27 protein-coding genes and 1 tRNA gene are annotated in these 26,102 nt (G+C 60.3%); 14 read left to right on the forward strand and 14 right to left on the reverse strand.

Going from position 1 to position 26,102, the window contains the following annotated elements; all coding sequences use genetic code 11:
• The first annotated feature begins 80 nt into the window (after positions 1 to 80).
• The 7 genes from IFT59_RS05545 to IFT59_RS05575 all read left to right on the forward strand — a co-directional run bounded on the left by IFT59_RS05545 (position 81) and on the right by IFT59_RS05575 (position 7,449).
• Positions 81 to 878 carry an NAD-dependent epimerase/dehydratase family protein gene (locus IFT59_RS05545; protein WP_192077087.1) on the forward strand — a complete coding sequence of 266 codons (798 nt, stop codon included), beginning with the start codon at positions 81 to 83 and terminating at the stop codon, positions 876 to 878.
• A gap of 15 nt (positions 879 to 893) precedes the next feature.
• Positions 894 to 2,327, forward strand: a complete 1,434-nt coding sequence (locus IFT59_RS05550) for an aldehyde dehydrogenase family protein (protein WP_192086302.1) — start codon at positions 894 to 896, stop codon at positions 2,325 to 2,327.
• 143 nt (positions 2,328 to 2,470) lie between these two features.
• Positions 2,471 to 3,358 carry a helix-turn-helix domain-containing protein gene (locus IFT59_RS05555; protein WP_192086303.1) on the forward strand — a complete coding sequence of 296 codons (888 nt, stop codon included), beginning with the start codon at positions 2,471 to 2,473 and terminating at the stop codon, positions 3,356 to 3,358.
• 140 nt (positions 3,359 to 3,498) lie between these two features.
• Positions 3,499 to 5,673, forward strand: coding sequence for a TonB-dependent siderophore receptor (locus IFT59_RS05560; RefSeq protein WP_192086304.1), 2,175 nt, complete (start codon positions 3,499 to 3,501; stop codon positions 5,671 to 5,673).
• A gap of 113 nt (positions 5,674 to 5,786) precedes the next feature.
• The gene (locus IFT59_RS05565; RefSeq protein WP_249407496.1) at positions 5,787 to 6,842 is read left to right on the forward strand and encodes a siderophore-interacting protein; all 1,056 of its coding nucleotides are present in this window, start codon (positions 5,787 to 5,789) and stop codon (positions 6,840 to 6,842) included.
• Positions 6,843 to 6,954: 112 nt separating this feature from the next.
• Positions 6,955 to 7,044 (forward strand) — tRNA-Ser (locus IFT59_RS05570).
• A gap of 126 nt (positions 7,045 to 7,170) precedes the next feature.
• Positions 7,171 to 7,449, forward strand: coding sequence for a hypothetical protein (locus tag IFT59_RS05575; protein ID WP_062581198.1), 279 nt, complete (start codon positions 7,171 to 7,173; stop codon positions 7,447 to 7,449).
• 64 nt (positions 7,450 to 7,513) lie between these two features.
• On the opposite strand, the gene IFT59_RS05580 is transcribed toward IFT59_RS05575, so the two are convergent.
• Positions 7,514 to 8,173: a peroxiredoxin gene (locus IFT59_RS05580; RefSeq protein ID WP_092660551.1), complete on the reverse strand. Its 660-nt coding sequence runs from the start codon at positions 8,171 to 8,173 to the stop codon at positions 7,514 to 7,516.
• 281 nt (positions 8,174 to 8,454) lie between these two features.
• A complete protein-coding gene (locus IFT59_RS05585) occupies positions 8,455 to 8,853 on the reverse strand; it encodes a DUF1236 domain-containing protein (RefSeq protein WP_062455989.1) in 399 nt (132 codons plus the stop codon).
• Between the two features lie 390 nt (positions 8,854 to 9,243).
• On the opposite strand from IFT59_RS05585, the gene IFT59_RS05590 reads away from it, so the two are divergent.
• A complete protein-coding gene (locus tag IFT59_RS05590; protein WP_162734960.1) occupies positions 9,244 to 9,945 on the forward strand; it encodes a hypothetical protein in 702 nt (233 codons plus the stop codon).
• 11 nt (positions 9,946 to 9,956) lie between these two features.
• Here the strand turns inward: IFT59_RS05590 and IFT59_RS05595 are convergent, their stop codons facing one another.
• Together IFT59_RS05595 and IFT59_RS05600 are read right to left on the reverse strand one after the other, a co-directional pair.
• Positions 9,957 to 10,622, reverse strand: a complete 666-nt coding sequence (locus tag IFT59_RS05595; RefSeq protein ID WP_192086306.1) for a response regulator — start codon at positions 10,620 to 10,622, stop codon at positions 9,957 to 9,959.
• The gene (locus IFT59_RS05600) at positions 10,619 to 12,001 is read right to left on the reverse strand and encodes a sensor histidine kinase (RefSeq protein WP_325262364.1); all 1,383 of its coding nucleotides are present in this window, start codon (positions 11,999 to 12,001) and stop codon (positions 10,619 to 10,621) included. The genes IFT59_RS05595 and IFT59_RS05600 overlap by 4 nt, the downstream gene beginning before the upstream one ends.
• A gap of 271 nt (positions 12,002 to 12,272) precedes the next feature.
• Between IFT59_RS05600 and IFT59_RS05605 the strand changes: the two genes are divergently transcribed.
• From IFT59_RS05605 to IFT59_RS05615, 3 genes are all read left to right on the forward strand, one after another.
• The gene (locus IFT59_RS05605) at positions 12,273 to 12,935 is read left to right on the forward strand and encodes a phosphatase PAP2 family protein (RefSeq protein WP_062457946.1); all 663 of its coding nucleotides are present in this window, start codon (positions 12,273 to 12,275) and stop codon (positions 12,933 to 12,935) included.
• 49 nt (positions 12,936 to 12,984) lie between these two features.
• On the forward strand, positions 12,985 to 13,632 hold the full coding sequence (locus tag IFT59_RS05610; protein WP_446737805.1) for a nucleoside triphosphate hydrolase: 648 nt from the start codon (positions 12,985 to 12,987) through the stop codon (positions 13,630 to 13,632).
• An 80-nt stretch (positions 13,633 to 13,712) separates the two neighbouring features.
• Entirely contained in the window at positions 13,713 to 14,417 is a 705-nt protein-coding gene (locus IFT59_RS05615; protein WP_062581192.1) for a Crp/Fnr family transcriptional regulator, read from the forward strand.
• Here the strand turns inward: IFT59_RS05615 and IFT59_RS05620 are convergent.
• On the reverse strand, positions 14,414 to 14,788 hold the full coding sequence (locus IFT59_RS05620) for a response regulator (protein WP_192086308.1): 375 nt from the start codon (positions 14,786 to 14,788) through the stop codon (positions 14,414 to 14,416). The two genes, IFT59_RS05615 and IFT59_RS05620, sit on opposite strands and share 4 nt — an antisense overlap.
• A 202-nt stretch (positions 14,789 to 14,990) precedes the next feature.
• Between IFT59_RS05620 and IFT59_RS05625 the strand changes: the two genes are divergently transcribed.
• Positions 14,991 to 15,704: a Crp/Fnr family transcriptional regulator gene (locus IFT59_RS05625; protein ID WP_062456004.1), complete on the forward strand. Its 714-nt coding sequence runs from the start codon at positions 14,991 to 14,993 to the stop codon at positions 15,702 to 15,704.
• A 9-nt stretch (positions 15,705 to 15,713) separates the two neighbouring features.
• Here IFT59_RS05625 and IFT59_RS05630 read toward each other — a convergent pair whose 3' ends face one another.
• From IFT59_RS05630 to IFT59_RS05670, 9 genes are all read right to left on the reverse strand, one after another.
• Positions 15,714 to 15,944: a DUF6894 family protein gene (locus IFT59_RS05630; protein WP_062456007.1), complete on the reverse strand. Its 231-nt coding sequence runs from the start codon at positions 15,942 to 15,944 to the stop codon at positions 15,714 to 15,716.
• 99 nt (positions 15,945 to 16,043) lie between these two features.
• Positions 16,044 to 17,279: a peptidase T gene (gene pepT, locus IFT59_RS05635; protein WP_192086309.1), complete on the reverse strand. Its 1,236-nt coding sequence runs from the start codon at positions 17,277 to 17,279 to the stop codon at positions 16,044 to 16,046.
• Between the two features lie 125 nt (positions 17,280 to 17,404).
• The gene (locus IFT59_RS05640) at positions 17,405 to 18,685 is read right to left on the reverse strand and encodes a TRAP transporter large permease (RefSeq protein ID WP_192086310.1); all 1,281 of its coding nucleotides are present in this window, start codon (positions 18,683 to 18,685) and stop codon (positions 17,405 to 17,407) included.
• The gene (locus IFT59_RS05645; protein ID WP_062456015.1) at positions 18,685 to 19,206 is read right to left on the reverse strand and encodes a TRAP transporter small permease; all 522 of its coding nucleotides are present in this window, start codon (positions 19,204 to 19,206) and stop codon (positions 18,685 to 18,687) included. The genes IFT59_RS05640 and IFT59_RS05645 overlap by 1 nt, the downstream gene beginning before the upstream one ends.
• Positions 19,207 to 19,293: 87 nt before the next feature.
• Complete coding sequence (locus tag IFT59_RS05650) at positions 19,294 to 20,280, reverse strand: TRAP transporter substrate-binding protein (RefSeq protein WP_062456018.1); 987 nt, start codon at positions 20,278 to 20,280, stop codon at positions 19,294 to 19,296.
• A 51-nt stretch (positions 20,281 to 20,331) separates the two neighbouring features.
• Positions 20,332 to 21,213, reverse strand: coding sequence for an amidohydrolase family protein (locus IFT59_RS05655; RefSeq protein WP_192086311.1), 882 nt, complete (start codon positions 21,211 to 21,213; stop codon positions 20,332 to 20,334).
• Positions 21,213 to 22,364, reverse strand: a complete 1,152-nt coding sequence (locus IFT59_RS05660; RefSeq protein ID WP_192086312.1) for a mandelate racemase/muconate lactonizing enzyme family protein — start codon at positions 22,362 to 22,364, stop codon at positions 21,213 to 21,215. Before IFT59_RS05660 ends, IFT59_RS05655 begins: the two co-directional genes overlap by 1 nt.
• 4 nt (positions 22,365 to 22,368) lie before the next feature.
• Positions 22,369 to 23,274: a 5-dehydro-4-deoxyglucarate dehydratase gene (gene kdgD / locus IFT59_RS05665; protein WP_062581182.1), complete on the reverse strand. Its 906-nt coding sequence runs from the start codon at positions 23,272 to 23,274 to the stop codon at positions 22,369 to 22,371.
• A gap of 71 nt (positions 23,275 to 23,345) precedes the next feature.
• Positions 23,346 to 24,098, reverse strand: a complete 753-nt coding sequence (locus IFT59_RS05670) for a FadR/GntR family transcriptional regulator (protein WP_092660568.1) — start codon at positions 24,096 to 24,098, stop codon at positions 23,346 to 23,348.
• 185 nt (positions 24,099 to 24,283) lie between these two features.
• Between IFT59_RS05670 and IFT59_RS05675 the strand changes: the two genes are divergently transcribed.
• Positions 24,284 to 24,856 carry a DUF922 domain-containing Zn-dependent protease gene (locus tag IFT59_RS05675; protein WP_197978024.1) on the forward strand — a complete coding sequence of 191 codons (573 nt, stop codon included), beginning with the start codon at positions 24,284 to 24,286 and terminating at the stop codon, positions 24,854 to 24,856.
• A gap of 31 nt (positions 24,857 to 24,887) precedes the next feature.
• Positions 24,888 to 26,039 (forward strand): M20 family metallopeptidase, encoded by a 1,152-nt coding sequence (locus IFT59_RS05680; RefSeq protein WP_192086313.1) that lies wholly within the window; start codon positions 24,888 to 24,890, stop codon positions 26,037 to 26,039.
• Positions 26,040 to 26,102: the final 63 nt, after the last annotated feature.

A 26,102-nucleotide genomic window follows, 5' to 3' on the forward strand; every position in this document is an offset into this window, starting at 1 on the left:
CTCCCTCGCGCATCTTATAGTATGAGTTAGGTCATCATGTATGATGACATTGTGATAGGAAGCTGTCCTGGGGAGGATCAATGCTGAAGAGACTTTTGCTGACCGGCGCCGCCGGCGGGCTTGCGCGCGGAATTCGTCCGCTGCTGAGCGAGCTTGCAGAAGAAGTGGTGCTGTCGGATCTCACCGACATCGATGATCCCGGTGCGAACCAGCGTTTCGTGCGCTGCGATCTGTCCGATGCCGCAGCCGTCGCCAAACTGGTTGAAGGCGTCGACGGTATCATCCATCTCGGCGGTGTTTCGATCGAAAAACCGTTCGACATGATCCTGCAGGCCAATATCGTCGGCCTCTACAATCTGTATGAAGCCGCCCGCCACAGCGGCAAGCCGCGCATCGTATTTGCCAGTTCCAACCATGTCGTCGGCTATTACAGACGCGACGAATTCATCGACAACAGCGTCGCACCGAAGCCGGACTCGCTCTATGGTGTTTCCAAAGTGTTCGGCGAGGCGGTTGCCAGCATGTACTGGCAGAAGTTCGCCCAGGAGACGCTGTCGATGCGGATCGGATCCTGCTTCGACAAGCCGCTCACCCGACGTATGCTCGCGACATGGCTGAGCTACCAGGATTTCATTTCGCTTTGCGGGCGGGCCTTCTCCGCTCCACGGCTTGGCCATACGGTGGTCTACGGCGCTTCGGCAAACGACGAACAATGGTGGGACAACGGCAACGCGTCCTTCCTTGGCTGGAGGCCGCAGGACACATCCGCCAAATGGCGCGTGGAAGTGGAGGCGGCTGCGGTTGACGATCCGGCCGATCCGGCTGTGATCTATCAGGGCGGTGCATTTACCACGGCCGGGCATCCCGACGATATTTGAGATAGGAATTTTGCTATGACGATCTACCAGAACCTGATTGCCGGCGAATGGGTCGGCTCGGACGCGTCCGAGAATATCAGCCCGTCCGACACAAAAGATGTCGTGGGGCTTTATGCACGGGGAAGCGCCGAGGATACCAAGACCGCGATCGCGGCGGCGAAGGCTGCGTTTCCCGCATGGTCGCGCTCCGGCATCCTGGAGCGGCACGCGATCCTGAAGAAGACCGCGGACGAGATCCTGGCCCGCAAGGAAGAGCTCGGCAAGCTGCTGGCGCGCGAAGAGGGGAAGATCCTGCCCGAGGCGATCGGCGAGGTGACGCGCGCGGCGCAGATCTTCGATTTCTTCGCGGGCGAAGCGCTGCGCCTGACCGGCGAGATCGTGCCGTCGGCACGGCCGGGCATCACCGTCGAGATTACCCGCGAGCCGCTCGGCGTCATCGGCATCATCACGCCGTGGAATTTTCCGATCGCCATTCCGGCTTGGAAGATCGCGCCGGCGCTTTGCTACGGCAACACGGTCGTGTTCAAGCCCGCCGAACTCGTGCCGGGCTGCGCCTGGGCGATCGTCGATATTCTCCACCGCGCAGGCCTGCCGAAGGGTGTGCTCAATCTGGTGATGGGAAGCGGATCGGTGGTCGGTCAGGCGATGCTCGACAGCCGCGATCTCGGCGGCATCACGTTCACAGGCTCGACCGGCACCGGCAAGCGGGTGGCGCTCGCCTCGATCGAGCATAACCGCAAGTTCCAGCTGGAAATGGGCGGCAAGAACCCGATGGTGGTGCTTGACGATGCAGACCTTAACGTCGCCGTTGAAGCCGCTGCCAATTCCGGCTTCTTCTCGACCGGCCAGCGCTGCACGGCCTCGTCGCGGTTGATCGTGACGGAAGGCATCCACGACAAGTTCGTGGCTGCCATGACCGACAAGCTGAAGTCACTGACCGTTGACAATGCACTGAAGGCCGGCACGCATATCGGTCCCGTCGTCGACGAACGGCAGCTCAAGCAGGATACCGACTACATCGAGATTGGCAAAAGCGAGGGCGCCAAGCTTGCCTTCGGCGGCGAGTTCGTGTCTCGCGATACGCCCGGCTTCTATCTGCAGCCGACGCTGTTTACCGAAGCGACCAACCAGATGCGCATCAGCCAGGAAGAGATTTTTGGCCCTGTCGTGTCGGTTATCCGGGTCAAGGATTATGACGAGGCGCTCGCCGTTGCCAACGATACGCCGTTCGGCCTTTCCGCCGGCATCGCCACGACCAGCCTGAAGCATGCGACGCATTTCAAGCGCAACTCCGAAGCCGGGATGGTGATGGTCAACCTGCCGACGGCGGGCGTCGATTTCCACGTTCCGTTCGGCGGCCGCAAGGCGTCGTCCTTCGGTTCACGCGAACAGGGCAAATATGCAGCGGAATTCTTCACCGTAGTGAAGACAGCCTATACGCTGCCGTAACCGAATTTGGCCCCGGCGTAGCAGATGTTGCGCCGGGTGCAATCACCGTGATCCTCTGCAACGGGCAACCGGAATTGGCGGGGATTGATGCAAGCGCTTAAACTTGATAATCACAAACAAGTTTAATGTGCCACGGTGAATCGATGACCTTCCAGCCTCGGATGCGAAACCAGATCGAGGGTTTTTCGGTCATCGGCGGCATGCGTCGAAGGCACTGGAATGGGATCACCGTAGATCTGTGGGATGTGGAATGCGGCCCGCATGCGGGCGGTTATTACGTGGCGCAGGATCCGCGACTTTTCATCCTGCTGGAGCACCGGGGTGGTGGACGGCCGCTGGTTAAACGCAGTCCCCGGGCAGGCGGTTCGCCGCAGGACAGTTGCAAAAGCCCGATTTCCTATATTCCGGCCGAAATGGATCTCTGGGTGGATATCGAAGACGTCCAGTATGTGCGGCACCTCGACATTCATTTCGATGCGGATGGTTTGCGGCGCCGGCTGATGGACGAGCTCGATCCGCGGCGTCTGACCGAGCCGCATCTCCTGTTTGCCGATCAGCGCGTGATGTCGCTGGCGCAGCTGATTGCGACGGAAGTCGCCAGTCCGGACCCGCTCCATGATCTCTACGGCGATGGCCTGACGGTCGCGCTGCTCGTCGATGTGCTGAAGATCGTCAAGCTGTCGGACGCTCGCAAGCGCAGCACGCTTGCCCCGTGGCAGTTGCGGCGCGCCGTGGAATTCATCGAGGCCAATTGCCTTCGCAGCATTCGACTGCAGGAGATCGCGACCCTGACGGGGTTGTCGCAATCGCATTTCAGCCACTCGTTCAAGGCGTCGACCGGGTTTGCACCGCACGAGTGGCAGATGAATGCCCGTCTCGACCGTGCCAAGCATATGCTGATTTCCGGCGCCCGGCCGCTGACCGAAATCGCGGTCGAGAGCGGCTTTGCCGATCACGCCCATTTCAGCCGCGTGTTCCGCAAGCATGTCGGCACCACGCCGTCGAAATGGAAAAAGTCACACTCGGTTTGAATCGGCTGCGATGGGGTTCAGTCCAGCAACTTTGCCCAAGATCGTTCAAATATCGCGGATGCGGGCAAGCGACGGCGTTTAATTTGAGTTAAACACTCATCTATTGTGCCAGGTAGTGTGGCGGCGTGAGTGGGGCGAATATGAGTGGAATGTTGGGGAAGAACAAGGTGAAGGCGGCGCTTGGGGCAGGGGTTGCCCTTATGGCGCTCAGCGCATCGTTTAGCGCGCGGGCGCAGGTGCAGAGCGAGGGGACAACGCTTGCACCTATCGTCATCGAGGGCCAAGGAACGGAAGGCGGCGGTACCGGCCCTGTTGAGGGTTACGTTGCCAAGCAGACGACCACGGGTTCCAAGACCGATACGCCGATCAATGAAATTCCGCAGTCCGTATCCGTCGTCGGACGGCAGGAGCTGGAGGATCGCGGCGTCGTCGACAAGGTCGATCAGGCGCTTCTATATACGCCCGGCGTCTTTGCGCAGCCTTATGGTTCTGATCCCGATACCGACTGGATTTATGTGCGCGGCTTCAACGCGTCGCAGACCGGTCTCTTCTACGACAATCTGGCTCTGACCAGCCACGCCTTCGGCAATTTCCAGATCGATCCGTTCCTGCTGGAGCGCGTGGAAGTTCTCAAAGGCCCGGCATCGGTTCTGCTCGGGGGCGCCAATGCCGGCGGTGTCGTGAACCTGGTGCGCAAGCGTCCGACGGACGAGCCCTATTTTTACACCGAGCTCGGAGTGGACAGCAACGGCAGCGGTTATGCCGGCTTCGACTTCTCGGACAAGGCGCTCGGCAGCGATGTCGTCAGCTACCGCTTCACGGGCAAGCTTTCCGGCGGCCAGGGCTATTCGGATGAGCAGGATGACATCCGCGGCGTGTTCATGCCGCAGATCACATTCCAGCCGACCGACACGACCAGCCTCATTGTCTGGGGCTCCGTCAGCAAGCTCGATCAGACCCATACGTCCAACGGTCTGCTGCCCTATACGGGCACCGTGGAAAGCAATCCCGTGTTCGGCAAACTTGACCGTGACGTGTTTGTCGGCGATCCGGATTTCGATATCGGTCGCTCGACCCAGGCAATGGTCGGCTACGAGTTCGAGCATGAATTCGATAGCGGCTGGAAGTTCACGCAGAACCTGCGCTACGCGCATCTCGACAAGCGCGAACGCCAGATCTACGCGTTCGACTTCCTCTCGCAGACCGATGGTCTGGTGCTGACCTACGCAGACGACGTGCGCTCTTCGGCCGACTCATTCAATGTCGACAACCGGCTGGAGAACGAGTTCGAGTTTGGCGGCGCGACCCACAAGGTGATGGCTGGCGTGGATTATCGCTACTACCGTCTCGACAACGATCAGCTCGCGACACCGTTCGGGTCCTATCCGCCGCAATACGATCCGCTCAACCCGAGCAATGACCTGCCAACACCAACACTCGTGCCTTCGACGCATCAGATCTACACGATCAATCAGGTCGGTGCCTATGTTCAGGACCAGATCAAGTTTGGCGGAGGCTGGGTCGCCACCCTCAACGGTCGCTTCGATTATCTTGAAAGCGAGGTTGACGACCGCCTTGGCACCGGTGATGCCAAGCTGAACGATGCCGCCTGGAGCGGCCGTGCAGGCATCGCCTACGAATTCGAAAACGGTGTCACGCCCTACGCCAGCGTCTCCACCTTCTTCAGCCCGCTTGTCGGCACCGGTGCGGATGGCGCGCTGAAGCCCGAAGAAGGCGAGCAGTACGAGGCCGGTGTCAAGTACGAGCCGACCTGGCTCGACGGAAGTCTGACGGCGTCTGTATTCCAGATCGACAAGCAGAACTATACGGTCAGTATCCCGGCCATCGGTGACCGTCAGCTCGGCGAAGTCCGCTCACGCGGTGTTGAACTCGAAGGCAAGTTCAATCTCGATCGCAACTGGAAGCTCATCGCTGCCGCCTCCTACACCGATCTCGAGTTCACCGAAAACCCTGGCGATTCCTCGCTGGAGGGCAATACGCCGGCGGTGGTGCCGAACGCGCAGACTTCGCTCTGGCTGGACTACACGGTCACGGACGGACCGCTCGCAGGCCTGGGTCTCGGGGCCGGCGTGCGCTACCGCGGCGAGTCCTGGGCTGACGACGCCAATACGCTTCGCGTGAAGGATGCGACCGTGTTCGATGCGGGTATCCGCTATGAAAAGAACGACTGGAAAGCTGCTCTCAACGTGACCAACCTGTTCGACAAGGAATACGTCGCAGGCTGCAACACGATGTATTTCTGCGGCTACGGCGAAGCCCGTACGCTGACCTTGAAAGTCAGTAAGGTTTGGTAACTTGACAAACTGAGTAAACTTTAGCAGGAAGGCCCTACGGGGCCTTTCACACTGACCGGCTCATGAGACTGTTGACGAACGGGTGAGCGCAGAGGAGCGCGACGGGAATGTTGATGGACAGGTTTACGCTTTCCGGCCAGGCAATTCCGGTCGACCCGGAGCGCATGCTGTGCGAAATCTGCGAACATTTCGTCGAGCATAGCGAGGTCAAGCGCGACGGCGACCACGTCAATCTCGCAAGCGAGGTTGGCGAAGCCAATATCCGCAAGCAGGGCGGCTGCCTTTCGATCGATATTTCCTGCCCGTCGGCGCAGCTGCTGCAACTGGTGCGCAGCTCGATTGCCGAGCATCTTTTCATGTTTGCCGGCGAAGAGCCGCTGGAACTGAACTGGCATGACGAAGCGGTCCTGACTCCAATCCCGGGCCTTACCGAAATTCGCGTCGTTGCCGCGCGGCATGTAACGCCGCATATGCGCCGCCTGACGCTTGCCTGCGACGACGTTGCCCGGTTCGTCGGCGCCGACTACCACATTCGCCTGCTGATCCCGAAGAAGGGCCGCAAGCCCGTCTGGCCGGTTACCCGTGCGGATGGTCGCCTCGGCTGGCTGAACGGCGAAGACGAAATGGTGATCCGCATCTACACGATCCGCAGCGTCGATGTGGTCCGCGGCGAGATGGATATCGACTTCGTTCTACACGAAAGCGACGGCCGGCCCATGCCGGGTGCCGAGTTCGGCCGCCATGCCGAGCCGGGCGATGTCGCAGGTCTGCTGGGACCGGGCGGCGGCGGTTTGCCGGATGCCCGGCACATGATCCTTGCCGGCGACGATACGGCCTTGCCGGCGATTTCCCGAATCCTCGCCGAAGCGCCAGCCGATGCACGGCTGCAGGTGTTTATCGAGGTCGACGACGTTGCCGATCAGTTGCCACTCTGCTCCAGCGCATCTGTCGAGATCACCTGGCTGCATCGCGAGGGCATTGCGCCTGGCAAAGCCGGCATTCTTGGCCCGGTCGTTCTTCCCGTCATCGAGCAGGCCGGGGCTGAAGCCTTTATCTGGATCGGCTGCGAGAAGTCCGAAGCTCGGCCGATCCGCAACCATCTGAAGTCCCGCGGCCACGACAAGAAGCGCATGTGCGTGATCGGATACTGGGGCGAGAACAAGCACTGACTGAGATTGCATTGGGGCAAATGCCCTAATCGTCAGGCGTGAGCGGCAACATGGTTGACGCCGGCATGGCGAAGCAGGTAGGACGCCATCGTTCCCTTCTTGGGAACAGTGCGGAGAGGTGGCCGAGTGGTCGAAGGCGCTCCCCTGCTAAGGGAGTATACCCGGAAGGGTATCGTGGGTTCGAATCCCATCTTCTCCGCCACTATTTTCCCAGATCGTTTCGTCTCGACATCTTTTCTGGGAACTTTTGTACCTTCAGAAAGATAAGTCAGGAACCACCTCGCGACGTACCCGTTGATAGTCATTCACCTATCAAGAAGGATACCCCATGGCTCGCGATATTTCCTCCGACATCGATCGTCTGTCCGATCAGCTCGCCGACCTGCGTTCGGCTCTCATGAAACAGGCCAGCTCTTCGGCAAGCGAGGCATCCAGCTATCTCGCGCCGCGTGCCCGCCAGGTGGCGCGGCAGTTGCAGCACGGCAGCCATGACATTTCGGAGGTCGTACGCCGCAACCCGGGTACCGCAACCGGCGCACTCGTCGGCGCGCTTGCGATTGGAGCCGCAATCGGCTTCCTTCTGTACAGTGCCGCTGAGCGCGACTAATTAGACCTGAAACAGGCGCATGGATTTTTTCCATGCGCCTGTTTCACATTGTGGACCGTAGGGCTTAGGCCGACGGCTGCTTCGTCTTGCGCAGATACGGAAGAACCGTGTCGAACGATCCAAAACGAGCAAGCGCATCCTCATTCGAAACCCCTGCCGTAATGATCACATCGTCGCCCTGCTGCCAGTTGGCAGGCGTTGCGACCTGATGCTTTGACGTCAGCTGGATCGAATCGATCGCCCTCAAGATTTCATTGAAATTGCGACCTGTTGTCATCGGGTAAGTGAGGATCAGTTTGATCTTCTTGTCTGGACCGATGACGTAGACGGAACGTACCGTCGCGTTGTCTGCAGGTGTGCGGCCCTCAGACGATGACCCGGCGCTTGCCGGCAGCATGTCGTAGAGTTTCGCGACGTTGAGATCCTTGTCGCCGATCAACGGATAATCGACATCGTAGCCGGTTGCCGTGCGAATATCGTCCTTCCACTTGCCGTGGCTTTCGACGGGATCGACCGAGATGCCGACAATCTTGACGCCGCGCTTGGTGAATTCACCTTCGAGCCCCGCCATCGTGCCGAGTTCGGTGGTGCAGACGGGCGTGAAGTTCTTGGGGTGGGAAAAGAGAACCGCCCAGCCATCGCCGATCCAGTTGTGGAATTCAATCGTACCTTGGGTTGTTTCGGCAGTAAAGTCCGGGGCAATGTCGTTGATACGCAGGCTCATGATGAAGTCCTCCAGTGCTTTTCGCATTGTGATCGTTGACGGCGACATACCCGGTCGGGCGCCGCCTTTGGGTCACGTTGGATATTAGCGGTCGGCCCACTGAATACCACCACGTTTGTTCCAAATTGCGAGCGAGATGGGGCGAAAAGTTGCGCATCGAGTAACGATATCGAAGTCGCATTGCGCGGTCTGGGTTCGTCGCCGATGACCGGCGTCTGAATGCAAATCAGCCCCGCATTCCTTTCGGAAGGCGAGGCTGACGGGAAATCCTTCGACCGCGATTAGCGGATGATCTGGACGACCTTACGGGTCTGCGGATCGACGATCACGCGTTCCTCGTTGACGACCGTGTAGGAATATTCCGGCGCTTCTGGGATCTGCGAGAGAACGACGGTTTCAGGAACCGCCTGGCCGACCACGATGCGCTCCTTGACGACGACGCGTTCGGTTGGCATCGGCTGCTGCTCGACATAGGTGACGACGCGCTGCGGCGGCGGATCGATTGCGCTGCCGACGATCGCGCCAGCGACGCCACCAACGGCTGCGCCGACAGGTCCGCCGACGATTGCGCCGGTAACCGCGCCGCCTGCTGCACCATTAACCGTGCCCTGCTGCGCCATAGCGACCGGCGCAATGCCGATGCTAAGAAGGGTAGAAAGAACGAGGATCTTCGTTTTCATAACGTTTACCTTTCGATGCCTGCGACGGGACCGGCCCGGCAGTTTTATGTTCCGCCAGATGCAACGGTCGTTTTCGACCCCGTTCTGGATGAGTATAGCGATGTCCTGATACCCAAAAGGATAATGTGTTCAGCGCCTTGATACGACCTGACAATGGCCGAGCGGGTGGTTCGTTCCAGCCATTGGGCTTCAGTCCTGTGCGGTATGGGACCAAAGGCTGACACTTCGCTGATCTTGCCGAAGAGACGGAAAAGACGGAACAATTCCGGCGGCCGATGGATTTCAAATACTCAGTGCACTGCGCAGGCGGGATGCTGACACCTCATGTGGCAAGAGGCCGATACGACGGGCAATGCGCCCTTTGTCACGGCACATTTGAAGAGCCAACAGATGATCACACGCCGAGACATACTCACCGCCGTCACCACCGCAGCATTCGTCACGGTGTTTCTGCCTGTGCAGCTTCGTTTCGATGTGGCGTCGGATGGAATGCTGATCAGCATCGCCCAGGCACAGGCGCAAGGCAATGGCGGTGCAGGGTCTGGGGGCGGAGCCGGCGGTAATGGTGGCAAGGGAGGCTCGGGTCAGGGTGGCTCGGGGCAAGGTGGTTCTGGCTCGGGTGGCTCTGGTCCCGGTGGCTCTGGCCCAGGTGGTTCAGGCCAAGGCGGGTCAGGGCAGAGCGGCGGCTCAGCGGGTGACGGCGCGGATGGCGGATCGAAGGGTGACGGGGGCAAGGGCGGCTCTGGTAGCGGTGCGCCGGGAGAGGGCAATCGCGGGGACGCGCAAAATGCCGGAACGTCGGGGACACCCTCGGATGCTCCGGCGAATGGAGCCGTGACTGATGGACCGCAGAACACCGGCACCCAAAAGGACAATGCGATCGGAACGACACCCGAGACACCGGACGTCTCGGCCGAAGGACGGAAGAAGACCTCTAAGAATTCGCGCTCGCTGTCTGTTCGTCATGCGAACGGAACCACTGAGCGGATCTCAGGCGATCGGTACGAGATGCGGGATTCACGGCAAAGACCGATCGTGAACCGCGAGGCCACACGATCGGACCGAAAGAGACTTGAGACGCTAAGCCGCTAACGGATACCGCACTAGGCTGCTCCGCCCGTCCGACTTTCGGTCGCATCGCGAAGGGCCAGCGCTGCTTCGGTGCGGTTGGAGACTTTGAGTTTCGACAGAATGCGCGTCATGTGGTGCTTGACCGTCTTCTCATGCAGATCGAGCAGTTGCGCCACCCGCTTGTTGCTGAGACCCGATGCCACGAGGTTGAGGACTTCCTGTTCGCGATCCGTCAATTCCGCCATCAGATCCTGCTTGGCGGCATTTTCCCGTTCCTTTGCCATGCCGGCGAGAAGCCGGGCGGAGAGGCTAGGGGCCAGGTAGGGTTCTCCAGAGGCAACGGTGCGGACGACATCGGCCAGTTCGCGGGATCCGATGCCTTTCAGAACATAGCCTTTGGCTCCAAGCTTCAGGGCACCTGCAATGTCCTCGTTGGCTTCCGATACGGTCAGCATGACGATCTTGATAGGGGGCCAGGCCTCGACGGCGCCGGCGACAGCTTGCAGTCCGTTTCCGGGCATCGAGATGTCCATCAGCATCACGTCGGGGCGTATATGCTCGGCGATATGAAGCGCCTCGTCCTTAGAGCCACCTTCCGCCACGATCTCGAAACCCTCCATTTCAGAGAGGCTGCGGATCACTCCCTCGCGAAACAGCGGATGGTCGTCGATGACGGCTATTCTGGTTGGGGCTTTCATACATGCTCCGATTCATGAACGTTCAGCGACATTCTGACCGTTGTTCCACGAGAAGACGTCGCGAGATCAAAGGTTCCCCCGAGGCTTTCAATCCGCTCCCTGAGACCAGCGATCCCTAATCCTTCCGGCCTCATAGTGGATTTGTCGAAGCCGGGTCCATCGTCGCTTACCTCGACAATGATCATGTTGCCTTCGTAGGTTTGGGTGACTGTCTGGTTTGCGCCAGCGGCGTGCCTGTATCCGTTGTTCAACGCTTCCTGGACAAACCGGTAGATACAGATCTTGGCGGAAGGAAGAAGCGGTCTGGCGGGCGATGCGACGTTGAGGTCAACGGTCGCCGCAGTCCGCTCGCGGTGAGCGCCAACGACCTTTTCGAGGATTTCCGGCACAGCTGCCGTCTCGATCTGCGGCAGGACAAGCCCGCTGCAGATGCTGCGGATCTCATCCATCGCTTCCTGCAAGCGCGCCTTGATTGCAGCAATCTCCGCTTCCCGGACATCGCGGGGAGCTTCCGGATCGACCAGGAGCGCGCTGTCGACGCGCAGCGCCGCATAGGCGACAAGCTGGGCCGGGCCGTCGTGCAGGTCGGCACCCAGCCGCCGCAGGTAGCCTTCGTTCAACGCTGTTGCGCGTTGCGACGCGCGCTGTGCACGGCTGTGCAAGGTCCTGTTCTGGGTCAGCAGGCTCTGCAGATCCACCACCCGCTCCGTGAGGCTGCGCTGCTGCGCCTCGATCATCCGGCTGCCCTTGAAGACGATCGCCGACAAAAGCAGGAAGAACGTCGTCGTGACCCCGGCGACGGCCAGCCAGCTCTGAAGGCGCGCCTGCGACAGGCTTTGCTGGAAATCATCGGCGATTTCGTAGAATTCCGTGACCGCGATCACCTCGCCGGACCACGGCTGCAGAATCGGATTGTAGATTTCGAGAAGCGGCTTTCCGAAACTGCGCTGATCGAAACTTTCGGCATCATCGACATAGTCGAACTGTGCGACCATCTTGCCGGAAAAGGCTGCGGTCAGATCCTTGCCCGGCGGGAAACGTTTGCCCTGGATCGTTTTGTCCGTTGCATAGAGAACGGTGCCGTCTGCGCGCCACAGCCTGAAGGAGACGACCTGCTTCCCGAGAGCGCCCTGACCGAAGGTTTCGTCGAGAACCCGGTTGGTCACGTCGTCGAGCGTGTCCGTTGTCTTGAGATCCGGCAGGATCGGCGCAATGATGCTATCGACATAGAGTGCGGTGGTGGCCGCAGAATTGCGTGTGACCGCGTCCTCGATGAGGTTCGTCACGAAGGCGCCGACCAGCAGCATTGCAACGATGGACACGATGCCGCCGGCAAACAGAAATTGCCGCGCCAGCGTCTGTTGGTTCCAGCGTTCCAAAATTCCTGTCTTCAGCAATGCCCCGGAGCCTCGATTGATTGAGCCATACCTATGGCAGCCGAAAGCAGGATCAATTGTGGCCGTGTCGCGAAAGGAGCGATGATGCCTCCACAACACATTCTTCATGCACCTTCTTTGCCTTCACGTCTCTTCTGCCTATCTGTTGCAGCAATGAAACCGACAACGACGTCGTCGCCATCGCGGCTGATGATGCAAACCCGGAGACGATGCCGTGCTGCAACGCCTGAGAACGATCATTGCCGAGCGGTTCATGACGTTTGAGCCTCTTGGCCTGATCATGTTCTCACTCCTGGCCGGTAGCCTCTTCCTGTTCATCAGCCTGACCGGTATCGTGATCGATGGCGAAACGCACGAATTCGACGAACGGATACTGCTTGCTCTGCGCCAGGCAGGCGACCCTTCGGTGCCCATCGGGCCCTACTGGCTGACCCATGCCGTCGGTGACATCACCGCGCTTGGCGGCATTACCGTGCTATCGCTTATGACCGTGCTTGCCACGATCTATCTTCTGCTCGCGGGCCGCCGCTCGATCGCCGTCTTCATGTTTCTATCCATTCTCGGCGGTTGGCTGCTCAGCAACCTTCTCAAGCTCGGCGTGGCGCGGCCAAGGCCGGACATCGTACCGCATCTCGTCAATGTCCACGACCTGAGCTTCCCGAGCGGGCATGCGATGCTTTCGGCGGTGACCTATCTCACCCTTGCGGCGCTGCTGTCCCGTGCCGAACAATATCGCTCGACCCGCATCTTTTTCCTCGCGACCGGCATCCTGCTGACCCTGCTGGTCGGTCTCAGCCGCCTCTATCTCGGCGTTCACTATCCAACAGACGTGATGGCGGGGTGGTGTGCGGGTGCAGCCTGGGCTGCCGGCTGCTGGATTGTCGCGCGACGGTATATTTCGTCACGCGCATCTTGAATGAAACGACCGCGTCGGGAATGAGTGGGCAAACGAAAAGGCAATAGCGATGGCGGACATGCAACTCGACGAACTGTGCGACTTTATCCTGAAGACGGAGGAGGGAAAGTCTCGCTCGCTCATCGCGGTCGCAGGACCGCCCGGAGCGGGGAAGTCGACACTGGCCGACATTCTGGCATCCAAGCTCTCCGGACGGGGGGAAACAGCCGAAGTCCTGCCGATGGATGGTTTCCACATGGACAACGGCATTCTCGAGGAGCGCGGATTGCTCGCCCGCAAGGGGGCGCCCAATACGTTCGACCTGCGCGGTTTTATCGATGTCGTCCAGGCCGTGAAAGCGGCCGAGGATGAAGTGCTCGTGCCCGTGTTCGACAGGTCGCGCGAACTCGCGATCGCTGCGGCACGGGTCGTCTCGCCACGCCATCGGTTCATCGTGATCGAGGGCAACTATCTTCTGCTGGGCGAGGGTGGCTGGGAGCGTCTTGCACCGCTGTTCGACTACCGGATCCTGCTCGCCCCGCCGATCGAGGAGTTGCAACGGCGTCTGGAGGCGCGATGGACGTTCTACGGTCTGGCCGGCCAGGCGTTCGAAGACAAGATCCACGGAAACGACATGCCGAATGTTCGGTTGGTGCTGGAGAAATCGAAGGGCGCCGATCTGGTTCTCGAAAGACTGGATCTCGAAGCCGCACGATAAGTGCTCCCGGGGGGCTACAAAGATCGACTTCGTGATCCAAATATAACAGGGTAACGATCACAGAGGACGGGTGAAAACCAATGCGATCACCCAACACGCTGCTATCCCTGTTGTCCGAGGACGACTACTCGCACGCGGAACGCTGCATGGAGGAGCTCGAATTGCCGCAGGGCATGCTCCTTTCCGGACCGGACGAAGTCGACCGATACTGCTATTTCCCCTATTCGGGGATTGGGTCGACCGTCGCGATCTCTGCGCGCGGCAAGCAGTCCGAGATCGGACTGTTCGGGCGGGAAGGCATGTCTCCCGCGTCGGCGATACTGGGATCCGATCGCAACCCGTACAAGGTCATCATGCAGGTTCCGGGGCACGGCGCACGCATTGAGGTCGGGCAGCTGGTTGACCTCATCTGGAGCAGGCCGGAGATACGCCGGGTCTTTTTCCGGTGGGCGCATGTTTCTTCGGTGCAGGTTGCTCTGACTGCGCTGACCAATGCCACCCAGACGATCGAGCAGCGTCTGGCCCGATGGATCCTGATGTGTCACGACCGCACGGGCAGCGACGAAGTCAACCTCACACACGAATTCCTGGCAATCATGCTTGCCGTCCGGCGTCCGAGTGTAACGACCTCGCTGCATGTGCTCGAAGGTCGGCAAATGATCCATTCGTATCGGGGAACGATTGTCGTGCGAGACCGTCCGGCGCTGGAGAAACTCGCAGCCGACTGCTATGGCGGAGGTGAGGTTGAATATCAGCGCGTGATGGAGATGTCAGCGTCAGTCTAAGCTCTGGCTGAAACCGCGGCGAGCTTCTGCTCGACGACGGAAACGATGAACGCTGGATCGGCCGGCTTGTCAATCCAGACGCCATCGCTGAAGAGCTCGTTTTCCCAGTCCTGCGGCTTTTCACTGCCCGAGTAGACCACGAATGGGATGCGAGCGTCATGCAACACCTGGATGACCGCGTAGCAGTCACCATCGGTCAGATGAAGATCGAGAATGACAATGCTCGGAACATTCTTCTGCAGCCATTCCAGCGCAGCTTGTTTCGAGCGTAAATTGATGACGCTATTCAGCCCAGCAGCCCCGAGCGCGTCCTCGATATCCAACGAAATGAGCGGCTGATCTTCAAGCAATAAAATCATATGTTTCGACAAACCAGTTCCAAAGGGTCACTGTGTTGAAAGCGCGGATTGTTCTAATCAATTTGCTTCGGACTTTGTCCGTTGGTCTGATAGCGTACCGACGTTGGGAAGCGGGTTGTCTCGCTTATTTTATGGACATAGATGGAATCATTCTATTCAGGCGGAGATATCTCCATAGGCCGAGCAGGCTGGTCTCTGCCTTCAAGGGTTGGCGATGGGTGACATTCAGAAAGATACGGTCCGGAATTCGCTTCTCCGGCTGATGCCCCGAGAAAGCTTCGAAGCAATTGCGCCGCATCTCGAACATGTCGATCTTCCGCGTGGAACCGAGCTATCGGCTCCGAACGAAACGCCCCTGCACGCCTATTTCCCGGAATCCGGTATCGCCTCGATTGTGGCGAGGTCTCCGCAAGGGCAGCATGCGGAGATCGGAATTTTTGGTCGCGACGGAATGACCCCCACGGCGATGGTTCTCGACGCGGAATCGGACCCCTATTCGATCTTTATGCAAGTGGAGGGCCGTGGTTACCGCCTGGCCTCAGATCAGTTGAAGCTGGCTCTAAAGGATCGCGCCTGTCTCAACCTTCTGACGCGCTACAGCCAGGCCCTGTCGGTCCAGGGGGCCTACACGTCACTGTCCAACGCCGTCCATCACATCGACGAACGTCTGGCCCGGTGGATCCTGATGTGTCACGATCGGACCGACGGCGACGAGATCAGCCTTACCCACGAATTCCTCTCGATCATGTTGGCTGTCCGCCGACCGAGCGTGACGACGGCACTGCATCTGCTCGAGGGTCGCAAGCTGATCTACTCCGAGCGTGGCATGATCATCGTCAGAGACCGTAGCGCACTCGAGGATTTCGCCAAAGATGCCTACGGGGAATGCGAGCGGGAATACGAGCGTCTGATCGGACCCTTGAGGTAGAAGTCGACCTCAGTTTGTCGCAGCCGGCAGGGAGAACTCCCCAACCTTCGTTCCCTTGTAGTCACGGACTTCAATCATTGGTGAGACGGAAGGACGACCCTGTCGCAACCGGTCGGCCATGATTTCGCGCGCAGACGCCTCGGCCTCGGCCAGGGCGCTTGGAAGATCCGGAAGATCGTTGCCTTCTTCGTCTTCGATCAAATCTTTGCCGTCACGAACGTGGAAATAAAATCGGGGCATGTGGGTACCTAGCGAGCTTTTTATTCATACCCGCGAGGCTCGCTTAGGTTCCAGATCCGTGTTCATGTCGGCAAAGACTGTACGGTTGCGTACATAGGCTCAGGCGCGCTCTTCCCAGAGCTTGGCCAGTTCAACGATCGTGTCGACCGCCTTTTCCATATCCTGGCTGCTGACCCATTCCAGCGGGGAGTGGAATGCATGGCCGCCGGCAAAGATGTTGGGGCAGGGCAGGCCCATGAAGGATAGCCTTGAACCGTCAGTGCCGCCGCGGATGCTGCCGCGCTTCGGCGTCAGACCGGCCCGCTTGATCGCATCGATCGCATTCTCGACGATCTCAGGATGACGGTCGAGCACCAGCTTCATGTTGCGATACTGTTCGATGACGGTGAACGTGTAGGTCGAACCGGGATAGTCGTGCATGACGTCCTTGACGATATCCTCGAGCAACGTCTCCTTGGTTTTCAAACCCTCGTCGGCGAAGTCCCTGATGATCAGGCTGATCTTTGCCTTTTCCATGCTGCCGCTCAGATCCGTCGGATGGATGAAGCCGTCCCGGCCTTTCGTCGTTTCCGGCGCCATGTGTTTTGGCAGGCGATCGACGATGGCGCCGGCGATGCGGATCGCGTTTTCCATCTTTCCGTAGGCGAAACCGGGGTGGATCGCGACGCCAGTGATGGCGATCTCGACCGCGTCGGCAGAAAACGTCTCATCCTCGATCGTGCCGACTGTTTCGCCATCCAGCGTATAGCCAAAATCGGCGCCGAGCTTTTGAATATCCACCTTTTCCACGCCGCGGGCGATCTCTTCGTCCGGCGTGAACAGGAGGCGGATGGCGCCATGCTTGATGTCGGGGTTGTCGATCAGGTATTTCGCGGCCGTGACGATCTCGGCCAGCCCCGCCTTGTCGTCGGCGCCGAGAAGCGTCGTGCCGTCGGAGGTGATGATGTCGTGGCCGATCTGGTTCTTCAGTTCCCTGTGCTCGCTCTCGCGGATCACGCGACCCGCGTGGCCGGGAAGTGCGATATCGCCGCCCTGGTAGTTACGGATTACCTGCGGCTTGACATCGGTGCCGCTGAAGTCAGGTGCCGTATCCATATGCGCGCAGAAGCAGACGACGGGCACGTTGTTCTTACCCGTATTGGATGGCACCGTCGCATAGACATAGCTGTGTTCGTCGAGATGCGCATCTGAGAGGCCGATCTCCAGCAGTTCTGCGACCAGAACACGGCCGAGCGTCAGCTGTTTCGAGGTCGATGGCTGGGTGGGTGAGGAGGCATCCGACTGGGTATCGATGACGACGTATCGGAGGAAGCGGTCGGTAACGGTATCGGTCATGAGCAAATATCCGGATCAAATCAAAGCCGGACTGTAGCCTGACATCTCCAAAATGCAAAAGGTCCCGTGCTGGACGGGACCTTTGATTTCAGGAGCGATGACTATCCGACTTGAACAGCCTCGGCCTACTTGAACAGAGCCGGCAGCCAGAGCGAGAGGCCGGGGATATAGGTGACCATCAGCAGCACGAAGATGCTGGCGCCGAAGAACGGCCAGATGGTCTTCATGGCTTCGCGGATGGTGATCCCGCCCACCGCGCAGCTGACGAAGAGCACGGTTCCGACCGGAGGCGTGTTCAGTCCGATACCGGCGTTGAGGATCATTACCACGCCGAAATGGACGGGATCGATGCCGAACGCCTTGACGACCGGCAGCAGGATCGGCGTTGCGATGATCACCATCGGCGCCATGTCCATGAACGTGCCGAGCACCAGCAGGATGATATTGATCATCAAGAGCACGATGATCGGATTGTCCGAGATGGCGGAGATCGCGGCGATGATCAGCGTCTGGACCTGCAGGAAAGCCATCAGCCAGCCGAACGAGGCAGCCATGCCGATCACCAGCAAGACCATTGCCGTGGTGCGGACAGCACCCATAACCGCTTCGACGAAACCATCCCAGTTCAGTTCGCGATAGACGATCATCGCGACAAGGAAGGCGTAGAGTACCGCGATACAGGAGCTTTCCGTTGCCGTGAACACGCCCGAGCGGACACCGCCGAAAATGATGGCGATCAGGAGGATGCCCGGGAGCGACGCCAGGAAATAGTAACCCACACGCCTGAAGCCGGGGAACGGGTCCGCCGGGTAACCGCGCTTGACGGCAACCCACCAGGCCGTGACCATCAATGCGGCGGCGAGAAGCAGTCCGGGAATGATGCCCGCGGTGAAGAGATCGGCGACGGAGACATTGCCGCCAGCTGCGATCGAATAAAGGATCATGTTGTGCGACGGCGGGATCATCAGCGCGATGATCGCAGCATTTGCCGTCACGTTGACAGCATAATCCCGGTCATAGCCGCGAGCTGCCATCTGCGGGATCATCAGGCCGCCGACCGCCGAAGCGTCGGCCACCGCAGAACCGGAAATGCCACCGAACAGGGTCGAAGCGACCACGTTGACCTGGCCGAGGCCACCCCGCATGTGGCCAACCAGGCCGGCCGCAAAGCGGATCAGCCGAGTTGCGATACCGCCGCGTACCATCAGGTCGCCTGCGAAGATGAAGAACGGGATCGCCATCATGGCAAACACGTTCATGCCGGAATTCATCTGCTGGAAAACGACGATCGGGGGCAGGCCGATATAGAGCACCGTCGCGAAGGATGCGATGCCGAGGCAAAATGCGATCGGCATCCCGATGATCATCAGAAAGGTGAAGGCGCCGAAAAGAATGGTATAGGCCATTATGCGGCCTCCTGCACAAGTACGTCCGCTGCGATTTCCTCGCCGATCGCGACGTCGATGAAACGTTCGAGTGAAAAGATCGATATCATTGCGCCACCGACGATCATCGGAAAGAAATCCGTACCGCCAGGCCATCCGAGAACGGGGATGCGCGCCGTCCAGGTCCCGATCGCCAGAAGCGATGAGTAATAGGCCATGCCGATGCCAAACAGCACGATCAGTCCGAGGCTGAGCAGGTCCATGGCCCGCTGGATGGCTGGCGGCATGATGTAGCGAACAACGTCGAGCCCGAGATGGACGCTTTCGCGCACACCGACCGCAGCGCCAAGCATGATGAACCAGGACATCAGATAGAGCGACAACGGCTCCGACCAGCTGGGACTATCGTTGAGAATATAACGGCTGAAAACCTGCCAGCCGACGATCAGGGTCATCGAGACCATGCCGATACCGGCGATCCACAATGATGATCGGCTGATCATGCTAAGAACAGGTCTTATCGCCTGCATGAAATTTCGCATTGTCCCGTCCTCCAAAGCCCGACACGTTCCCCGATGTCGGAAAAGCACAGCCGACCCCGGTGTGGCGGGGCCGGCCGATCAGGGCTGTCAGTTGACGGCCTGGATTTCTTCCAACAGGCTCTTCATCTTCGCGTCGGTCACGAACTTGTCGTAGACCGGCTTCATCGCGGCCGAGAACTCGTCCTTGTTGACGGTAATGACCTTGACGCCGCCGGCGCGGACCTTTTCTTCCGAAGACTTTTCGCGGGCAGCCCACAGTTCGCGCATCTTGACGACGCTGTCCTTCGCGGCCTGGCGGATGACTTTCTGGTCATCGGGCGTCAGCTTGTCCCAGGAGACTTTCGACATGACCAGAATTTCCGGGTTCATCGAATGCTGGGTCAGCGAATAGTTCTTGGCGACCTCGTAATGACGGGCCGATTCGTAGGACGGCCAGTTGTTTTCAGCGCCGTCGACAACTCCGGTTTCCAGCGACGAGTAGACTTCGCCCATCGGCATCGGCGTCGGGTTGGCACCGAAGGCCTGCATCATCGCGATCCAGAGGTCGGACTGCTGGACACGGATCTTCATGCCCTTGAGGTCGGCCAGTTTTTCGACCGGCTTCTTGGTAGTGTAGAAGGAGCGCGCGCCGCTGTCGTAGTAGGCCAGACCGATCAGGCCGTGCGGTTCGAAGGCGGCAAGGATCTTGTCGCCGATCGGGCCGTCTACGACCTTATGCATGTGGTCGGTCGAGCGGAACAGGAAGGGCAGGCCAAGAACGACCGTCTCGGGGATGAGGTTGTTGAACGGCGCGGCATTGACGCGGTTCATGTCGATGACGCCGAAACGGGTCTGCTCGATCGTGTCCTTCTCGCCGCCGAGAACCGAGTTGTTCATCACCTGCACGCCGATGCGGCCGCTGGTGCGTTCCTTGACGAGGTCGCCCATGTATTTGACTGCTTCGACAGTCGGATAGCCATCAGGATGGATATCGGCAGAGCGCAGGGTGATCTCCTGCGCGCGGACGCTGGTATGGGCCGTGGTGGTGGCCAGCGCCAGGCAAAATGCGAGCCCGAGGGCTTTCGTCAGTTTCATGTCTTCCTCCTCCAAAAAGCCGTCGCCTCCACGCGCCGGCGGTGATTAAATTTATTTGGTCGATGCACTCCAGTCCGGAAGGCCAAACAGCTGTTCCGGGTTCTTCACGAGCGCCAGCTCAAGCGCTTCTTCGTCCGCCAGCCAGCTTAGAACCGTGTCGGTCAACGCGACGTCGTCCGGATAGTCCTTCTGCTCGCGTGCAAGGTTGTGCGGCCAGTTGCTGCCCCAGACGATGCGTTCAGGCGCATAGGCGGCGATGTCGCGCGAGAAGGCCGCGACATCGGCATAATCAGGTGCGCCGGACTTCGAGGACTCGTAGACGCCTGCAAACTTGAACCAGCATCTGCCGATATCCATCAGTCGCTTGACGGCTGCGATCTCCGGGCCCTCTGGCGTTGCGCCTGAGAAGAACTTGCCGTGATGGTCGAACACCCAGCGGCTCTCGAGTTTGGCAAGGCGTGGCTCATGCTCGAGGATATTGCTGCCGTCGAACTGGACTGCGAGCATCCAGCCGCGGGCGGCAGCCTTGGCGTCGAGTGCTTCGAGCGCCGAAAGGTCCACGGCACCGCCGGGCAGATCCATGATGCGCAGGCCGACGATACCGGCTTCGGCGAGTTGGTCGAGTTCGCCATCGGAGACATCACCCGCGACTGCAGCGACGCCACGGGCAACATCGCCCATTTCCTTCAGGCAGGCGACCAGGTTGGTATTGTCGCGCTGGTGGGCATTGCCCTGCGTGATCACGACACGATCGATGCCGAGCCATGCCATGAACTGGCGGTACTGCTCCGCATCCGGAAGAGTGCCGACCGGCAGGCCCGGACCACCGGGCTGCGATGGGAAACCCGGCAGGTACATATGCATCTGCGAGTCGACTGCGCCCGCCGGCAGTTTGGTCGTTGGCGCGTCTCCGGAGAGCGGACGAACAAGCATCAGACGTCTCCCGACTTCGGTTCAGGCATTTTGAACTCCTTCAGCGCGTCGCGGTTGATCTCGATCCCAAGGCCGGGGCCATCGGGGATCTGCACCACGCCGTGCCGATGTTCGATCGGTGTTTTGATCACCGCCTGGCGGAAAGGGTTGTCGGTGCGGTCGAATTCGAGGATGGGTTCGATCGGATTGACGCGGACAGGGCTCGGGATCATCGCCGCCATGAATTGCAGGGCGGCGGCGATATGAACGGCCGTTCCCCAGACATGCGGCACAACGCGGATACCATGGAGCGCTGCAAGATCGGCGACGCGCTTGGCCTCGGTAAACCCGCCAACGCCGGCAAGATCCGGCTGGAGAATGTCGACGGCGCGGGATTCCACCGGCTCGCGCATGCCCCATCGGCTGTGCCACGTTTCGCCGCCCGCAACAGGGATAGGCTGGCGGGCGCGGACTTCGCGATAGGCGCCAAGCTGTTCCGGCACGACGGGCTCTTCGAACCAGTCGATATCGTATTGAGCGGCCGCGTTGCCGAGTTTGACGGCTTCGATGGTGTCATAGCCATGGTTGGCGTCGATCATGAGGCGCATATCGGGACCGGCTGCTTCCCGCACGGCGCGGATGACGCGAAGGTCTTCCTCGACGCCGAAGCCGATCTTGATCTTCGTCGCGTGGAAACCCTCGTCGCGGTAGCGGGCGACATCGCGGGCATTGTCTTCGACGCGGTCGACGCCATCGCGCTTGAAGCTGCCGGTGGCATAGGCCTTGACGCTCTCGCGAAACCGGCCGCCGAGCAGGATCGAGACCGGCACGCCGAAATGCTTGCCCTTGATGTCCCAGAGCGCGATGTCGATGCCTGAGAGAGCCGTGACCGCAAGGCCGCGCTGGCCCTGGTCACGCAGGGCGTTATAGAGCTTCGCCCAGATCTTTTCGGTTTCCAGCGGATTTTCGCCGATCAGCCAGTTCGCATAGGCCGCCACCACGGCCGCGTTGGGTCGGGCCGGGCCGAGGCATTCTCCCCAGCCGATGGTTCCGTCGTCGCACTCGATCTCGACCAGGATATGGGCGCGGCGGTCGAAGCGCATCGAGGCGCTTTCGAAGGCGACATCCAGCCGGTGTTCGAGAAGGTGAGTGCGGACCGCAGCGATCTTCATGGGTTCACCGCTTCTGATCGCCGATGAGCTTCAGCAGGATCTGCTCTTCTTCTTCCGTCAGGTCATCGAGCGGCGGGCGGACCTTGCCTGCATCAAAGCCCTGCAGGCGCACGCCGGCCTTGATGGCCGAGACGGCATAACCCTTGCGGCGGCCGCGAAGCGCCATGAAGGGGTAGAAGAATTCGGTGAGGATCTGTTCGCAGCGGGTGCGATTGCCGGCACGCAGTGCCTTGTAGAACTCGACAGCAAGACCCGGCACGAAGTTGAAGACGGCCGACGAATAGGTGGTGAAGCCGGCGCCGAGATAGGCTTCGGCGAACAGTTCCGCCGTCGGCATACCGCCGAGATACATCAGCCGGTCGCCCATCGTGGCCGTGATCTGGCGCACGAGGCCGATATCGCCGGTGCCGTCCTTGAAGCCGATCAGGTTCGGGCATTCGTCGCAGAGCCGCTGCAGCGTGTCGACCTGAAGCACGGAGTTGTCGCGGTTATAGACCATGACGCCGATGCCGACCGACTGGCAGATCGCCTTCACATGCTTGTACAGGCCTTCCTGCGGTGCATCGATCATGTAGTGTGGCAGAAGCAGAATTCCGTCCGCGCCTGCTTTCTCGACCTTCTTTGCAAGGTCGACGCCGACATGGGTGCCGAAGCCGCAGCCCGACACGATCGCGGTCTTGCCGGACGCTTCCTTGGCGGATTTCACGATGGCGGGAATTTCGTCGGGGGCCAGCGAGAAGAATTCTCCGGTGCCGCCGGCGGCAAAGAGAACGGGCGCCTCGAAGCCGGAAAGCCACTCGATATGACGCTGATAACTTTCAGGCTGAAACTGGCCCTCGGCATCGAAATGGGTCACAGGGAACGACAGCAGGCCAGCGCCGAGCGCTGCCTTGATCTCTTCAGGCGTCATGTAGTGTTATCCTCTCAGTGTCTCCTCCAGACAATGTTGTCGTACATGTATGATGAATTTGTGTCAACACGTCATCTGACAGATTGGCGAACTTCGCGCAGGAGCGTCCGGTAGCGCAGTTGCGCGCCGCGCAGATGGCTGCGCATGGCCTGCCTTGCGCCTTCTTCGTCGCCTTCCGAAATTGCCACGACGATCGCGTCATGCTCCTTGTCGAGAAGGGCGATATAGGCCGCCTGATCGGATTCGGAATCGTCCGGCCGCAGGGCAGCACGGGGGATCAGCCGCTTGCCGATCATGGTCAGGAACTCGCGGAAGCGCGGGTTGTTGGTCGCTTCGGCGATGGCGAGATGGAGTGCAAAGTCCGCCTCGCTGGTCGGCTTGTCTGCCTCGAGACAGGCGCGGACGGCATGGTGGTGCTCGAAGATGCTTTCTTCCTGTGCCGGTGAGCGGCGCACCGCTGCAAGGCCTGCAGCCTCGACTTCGACGGCGGTTCTGAGCTCCAGGAGCTCGATCATCGAGGACACCTGAGCAAGATCGATATTGTTGAGCGAGAGCATCGTGGGCTGGGTGTTTTGCCGTGGTTCCAGCACAAAGACGCCGGCACCCTGGCGCGCTTCCACAAGACGGTCGGCGCGGAGTGCGGCGATCGCCTCGCGCACAACGGTGCGGCTGACGCCGTGGGTCTCCGTCAGCTGCGCCTCGCTTGGCAACCGCGCACCGGCCGTGAACTGACCGGCGGCGATCGCCTGGCGCAATGTATCCGTCAGCTGAGACACCAGCGTTCCTGCACCCTTTGCCGGCTCCAGCCGCGTCTCTCCAGCCATTCGTCTCTCCTTGTGCTCTCGTTATCTGCTCCCCTTAACCTGTATGATAAGTCGGCTTCGTTGTCACGGTTTTTGCTTATGGAGCCTTTGCGGCAGTTGAAAGCGGCCGCACTTGTCTCTAGGTTGCGGCATTGATTTCAGATTTCGGGTGATGAGTGCGCGAGAGAGTTCGGTGTATCGGTCTGTTGTGTGCTCTTAGTCTCTGGCCGGCGGCGACGCAGGCGCAGTGGAAGCCGGTGGAGCAGGTGAAGACCTATCCGGTCAAAGGCACGTCCGGCATCGAGCTCTACTCCTCGATCGGCGAAAACGGCCCCAAGGTCGGCAGCCAGGTTCGGGCGATTGCTCATACGGATTTCAAGCTGACCTGGTCGCGCAAATACGAACCGCAGCCCGACGGCGCCTGCACGCTGGTTTCGGCACGCCCCAACATCATCATCATCTACACACTGCCAAAGCTTGTCTCGAAGCTGTCGCCCGCGCTTCAACAGAAATGGGACGCGTTTACTGACGGCGTGCGCCGGCATGAGCGGGTCCACGGCGCGATGATCGAGGATCTCGTGCGCCAGATCGAGGCGGCCAGTATCGGGCTTTCGGTGCCTAACGATCCGAAATGCACCAAGGTACGGGCTGAACTCCAGAGCAAGATCGCCGTCATCTTTCCCGCCCATCAGCAACGCAACCGGGATTTCGACAAGGTAGAACTCGGCGATGGCGGCAATGTGCAGCAGCTGATCCTCCAGCTCGTCAACGAGCGCTAGAGACAGGCGAATTTTTCAAAGGAAGCTTTCAATGACGCAGGTTATTTCCGCTGGTGATGTCGATGCCGAGGCTCTGATCGAAGAGCTGAAAGAGTGGGTGCGGATCGAGACGCCCTCCGGCAATGCGGCGGCGGTAAACTTCCTGGCCGATCGGGTGGAGGCCAGTGCGGCTAAGGCCGGCCTTTCCGTCGAACGGCTGCCGGGCACGCTCGGGTTCGGCGATATCCTCGCGGTCCGATCGCCACGGCAGGCGGGGAGCAACGAGAAATCGGTTCTGGTGCTTGCGCATCTCGATACGGTGCATGCGATCGGCGTGATCGATAACCAGCTTCCGCTCCGCCAGGAGGGCGACAAGCTTTACGGTCCCGGCATCTACGACATGAAGTCCGGTGCACTGATGGCGCTGGAGGCGTTGAAGATCGCGGTTGCGAAGGGCAGCAGAATGCCGGTCGATCTCGTTTTCGTGCCGGACGAAGAGGTCGGAAGCTTTTCGTCGCGGGCCTTCATGGAGGAATGCGCGCGCAGCGCCGGTTATACGCTGGTGGTGGAACCGGCGCGCGACGGCGGCAAGATCGTCATCGCTCGCAAGGGTGTGGCGATGTACGATATCGTCGTGCGTGGCCGGGCCTCGCATGCGGGCACACGGCCACAGGACGGACGAAGCGCCGTGCGGGCGGCAGCAAGGCTTGTGCTCGATCTGGAGGCGCTGAACGACGCAGGGCGCGGCATCACCGTCACGGTCGGAACGATCAGCGGCGGCACCGGCCGCAATACGGTGCCGGCGGAATGCCGCATGCAGGTGGATGTGCGCGTCCCCGACGATGCGGCAGCCACGGAAGTCACGGCGAAGATCGCCGCCATGCAGCCGGTCGATCCGGATATTACGTTTGAGATCAATGGACAGATGAACCGGCCGCCATTCGCGCAGTCGGATGCGGGGCGGAGACTGTTCGATAGCGCAGCGAAGGTCGCAACGGATCTGGGCATCGCGCTGGAGGGCGTCACGACCGGCGGCGGTTCCGACGGCAATTTCACCGCAGCGCTTGGCGTGCCCACGCTCGATGGCTTGGGCGCTGATGGCGCAGGAGCGCATACGTTCGAAGAGTATATTTTGCTGTCGAGCGTTGCGCCGCGGACGGCCCTCTTGGCCAACCTGATGATGTCGCTCGAGCCCGAAGCCTGACGGGTGCCGCTTTGTGAACGGTGCGGCACCGGCCGCACCCATCACGGCATCTTTTCATCGTCC

It is taken from the genome of Rhizobium sp. CFBP 8752, from assembly GCF_014842035.1.
In the GTDB taxonomy this organism is placed as follows: Bacteria; Pseudomonadota; Alphaproteobacteria; order Rhizobiales; family Rhizobiaceae; genus Neorhizobium; species Neorhizobium soli.

Excerpts from the sequence above, each read along its gene's own strand:
- IFT59_RS05545 (WP_192077087.1), top strand. The coding sequence starts at position 81 with ATGCTGAAGAGACTTTTGCTGACCGGCGCCGCCGGCGGGCTTGCGCGC.
- IFT59_RS05550 (WP_192086302.1), top strand. The coding sequence starts at position 894 with ATGACGATCTACCAGAACCTGATTGCCGGCGAATGGGTCGGCTCGGAC.
- IFT59_RS05555 (WP_192086303.1), top strand. The coding sequence starts at position 2,471 with ATGACCTTCCAGCCTCGGATGCGAAACCAGATCGAGGGTTTTTCGGTC.
- IFT59_RS05560 (WP_192086304.1), top strand. The coding sequence starts at position 3,499 with ATGAGTGGAATGTTGGGGAAGAACAAGGTGAAGGCGGCGCTTGGGGCA.
- IFT59_RS05565 (WP_249407496.1), top strand. The coding sequence starts at position 5,787 with ATGGACAGGTTTACGCTTTCCGGCCAGGCAATTCCGGTCGACCCGGAG.
- IFT59_RS05575 (WP_062581198.1), top strand. The coding sequence starts at position 7,171 with ATGGCTCGCGATATTTCCTCCGACATCGATCGTCTGTCCGATCAGCTC.
- IFT59_RS05580 (WP_092660551.1), bottom strand. The coding sequence starts at position 8,173 with ATGAGCCTGCGTATCAACGACATTGCCCCGGACTTTACTGCCGAAACA.
- IFT59_RS05585 (WP_062455989.1), bottom strand. The coding sequence starts at position 8,853 with ATGAAAACGAAGATCCTCGTTCTTTCTACCCTTCTTAGCATCGGCATT.
- IFT59_RS05590 (WP_162734960.1), top strand. The coding sequence starts at position 9,244 with ATGATCACACGCCGAGACATACTCACCGCCGTCACCACCGCAGCATTC.
- IFT59_RS05595 (WP_192086306.1), bottom strand. The coding sequence starts at position 10,622 with ATGAAAGCCCCAACCAGAATAGCCGTCATCGACGACCATCCGCTGTTT.
- IFT59_RS05605 (WP_062457946.1), top strand. The coding sequence starts at position 12,273 with ATGACGTTTGAGCCTCTTGGCCTGATCATGTTCTCACTCCTGGCCGGT.
- IFT59_RS05610 (WP_446737805.1), top strand. The coding sequence starts at position 12,985 with ATGGCGGACATGCAACTCGACGAACTGTGCGACTTTATCCTGAAGACG.
- IFT59_RS05615 (WP_062581192.1), top strand. The coding sequence starts at position 13,713 with ATGCGATCACCCAACACGCTGCTATCCCTGTTGTCCGAGGACGACTAC.
- IFT59_RS05625 (WP_062456004.1), top strand. The coding sequence starts at position 14,991 with ATGGGTGACATTCAGAAAGATACGGTCCGGAATTCGCTTCTCCGGCTG.
- IFT59_RS05630 (WP_062456007.1), bottom strand. The coding sequence starts at position 15,944 with ATGCCCCGATTTTATTTCCACGTTCGTGACGGCAAAGATTTGATCGAA.
- pepT (WP_192086309.1), bottom strand. The coding sequence starts at position 17,279 with ATGACCGATACCGTTACCGACCGCTTCCTCCGATACGTCGTCATCGAT.
- IFT59_RS05640 (WP_192086310.1), bottom strand. The coding sequence starts at position 18,685 with ATGGCCTATACCATTCTTTTCGGCGCCTTCACCTTTCTGATGATCATC.
- IFT59_RS05645 (WP_062456015.1), bottom strand. The coding sequence starts at position 19,206 with ATGCGAAATTTCATGCAGGCGATAAGACCTGTTCTTAGCATGATCAGC.
- IFT59_RS05650 (WP_062456018.1), bottom strand. The coding sequence starts at position 20,280 with ATGAAACTGACGAAAGCCCTCGGGCTCGCATTTTGCCTGGCGCTGGCC.
- IFT59_RS05655 (WP_192086311.1), bottom strand. The coding sequence starts at position 21,213 with ATGCTTGTTCGTCCGCTCTCCGGAGACGCGCCAACGACCAAACTGCCG.
- IFT59_RS05660 (WP_192086312.1), bottom strand. The coding sequence starts at position 22,364 with ATGAAGATCGCTGCGGTCCGCACTCACCTTCTCGAACACCGGCTGGAT.
- kdgD (WP_062581182.1), bottom strand. The coding sequence starts at position 23,274 with ATGACGCCTGAAGAGATCAAGGCAGCGCTCGGCGCTGGCCTGCTGTCG.
- IFT59_RS05670 (WP_092660568.1), bottom strand. The coding sequence starts at position 24,098 with ATGGCTGGAGAGACGCGGCTGGAGCCGGCAAAGGGTGCAGGAACGCTG.
- IFT59_RS05680 (WP_192086313.1), top strand. The coding sequence starts at position 24,888 with ATGACGCAGGTTATTTCCGCTGGTGATGTCGATGCCGAGGCTCTGATC.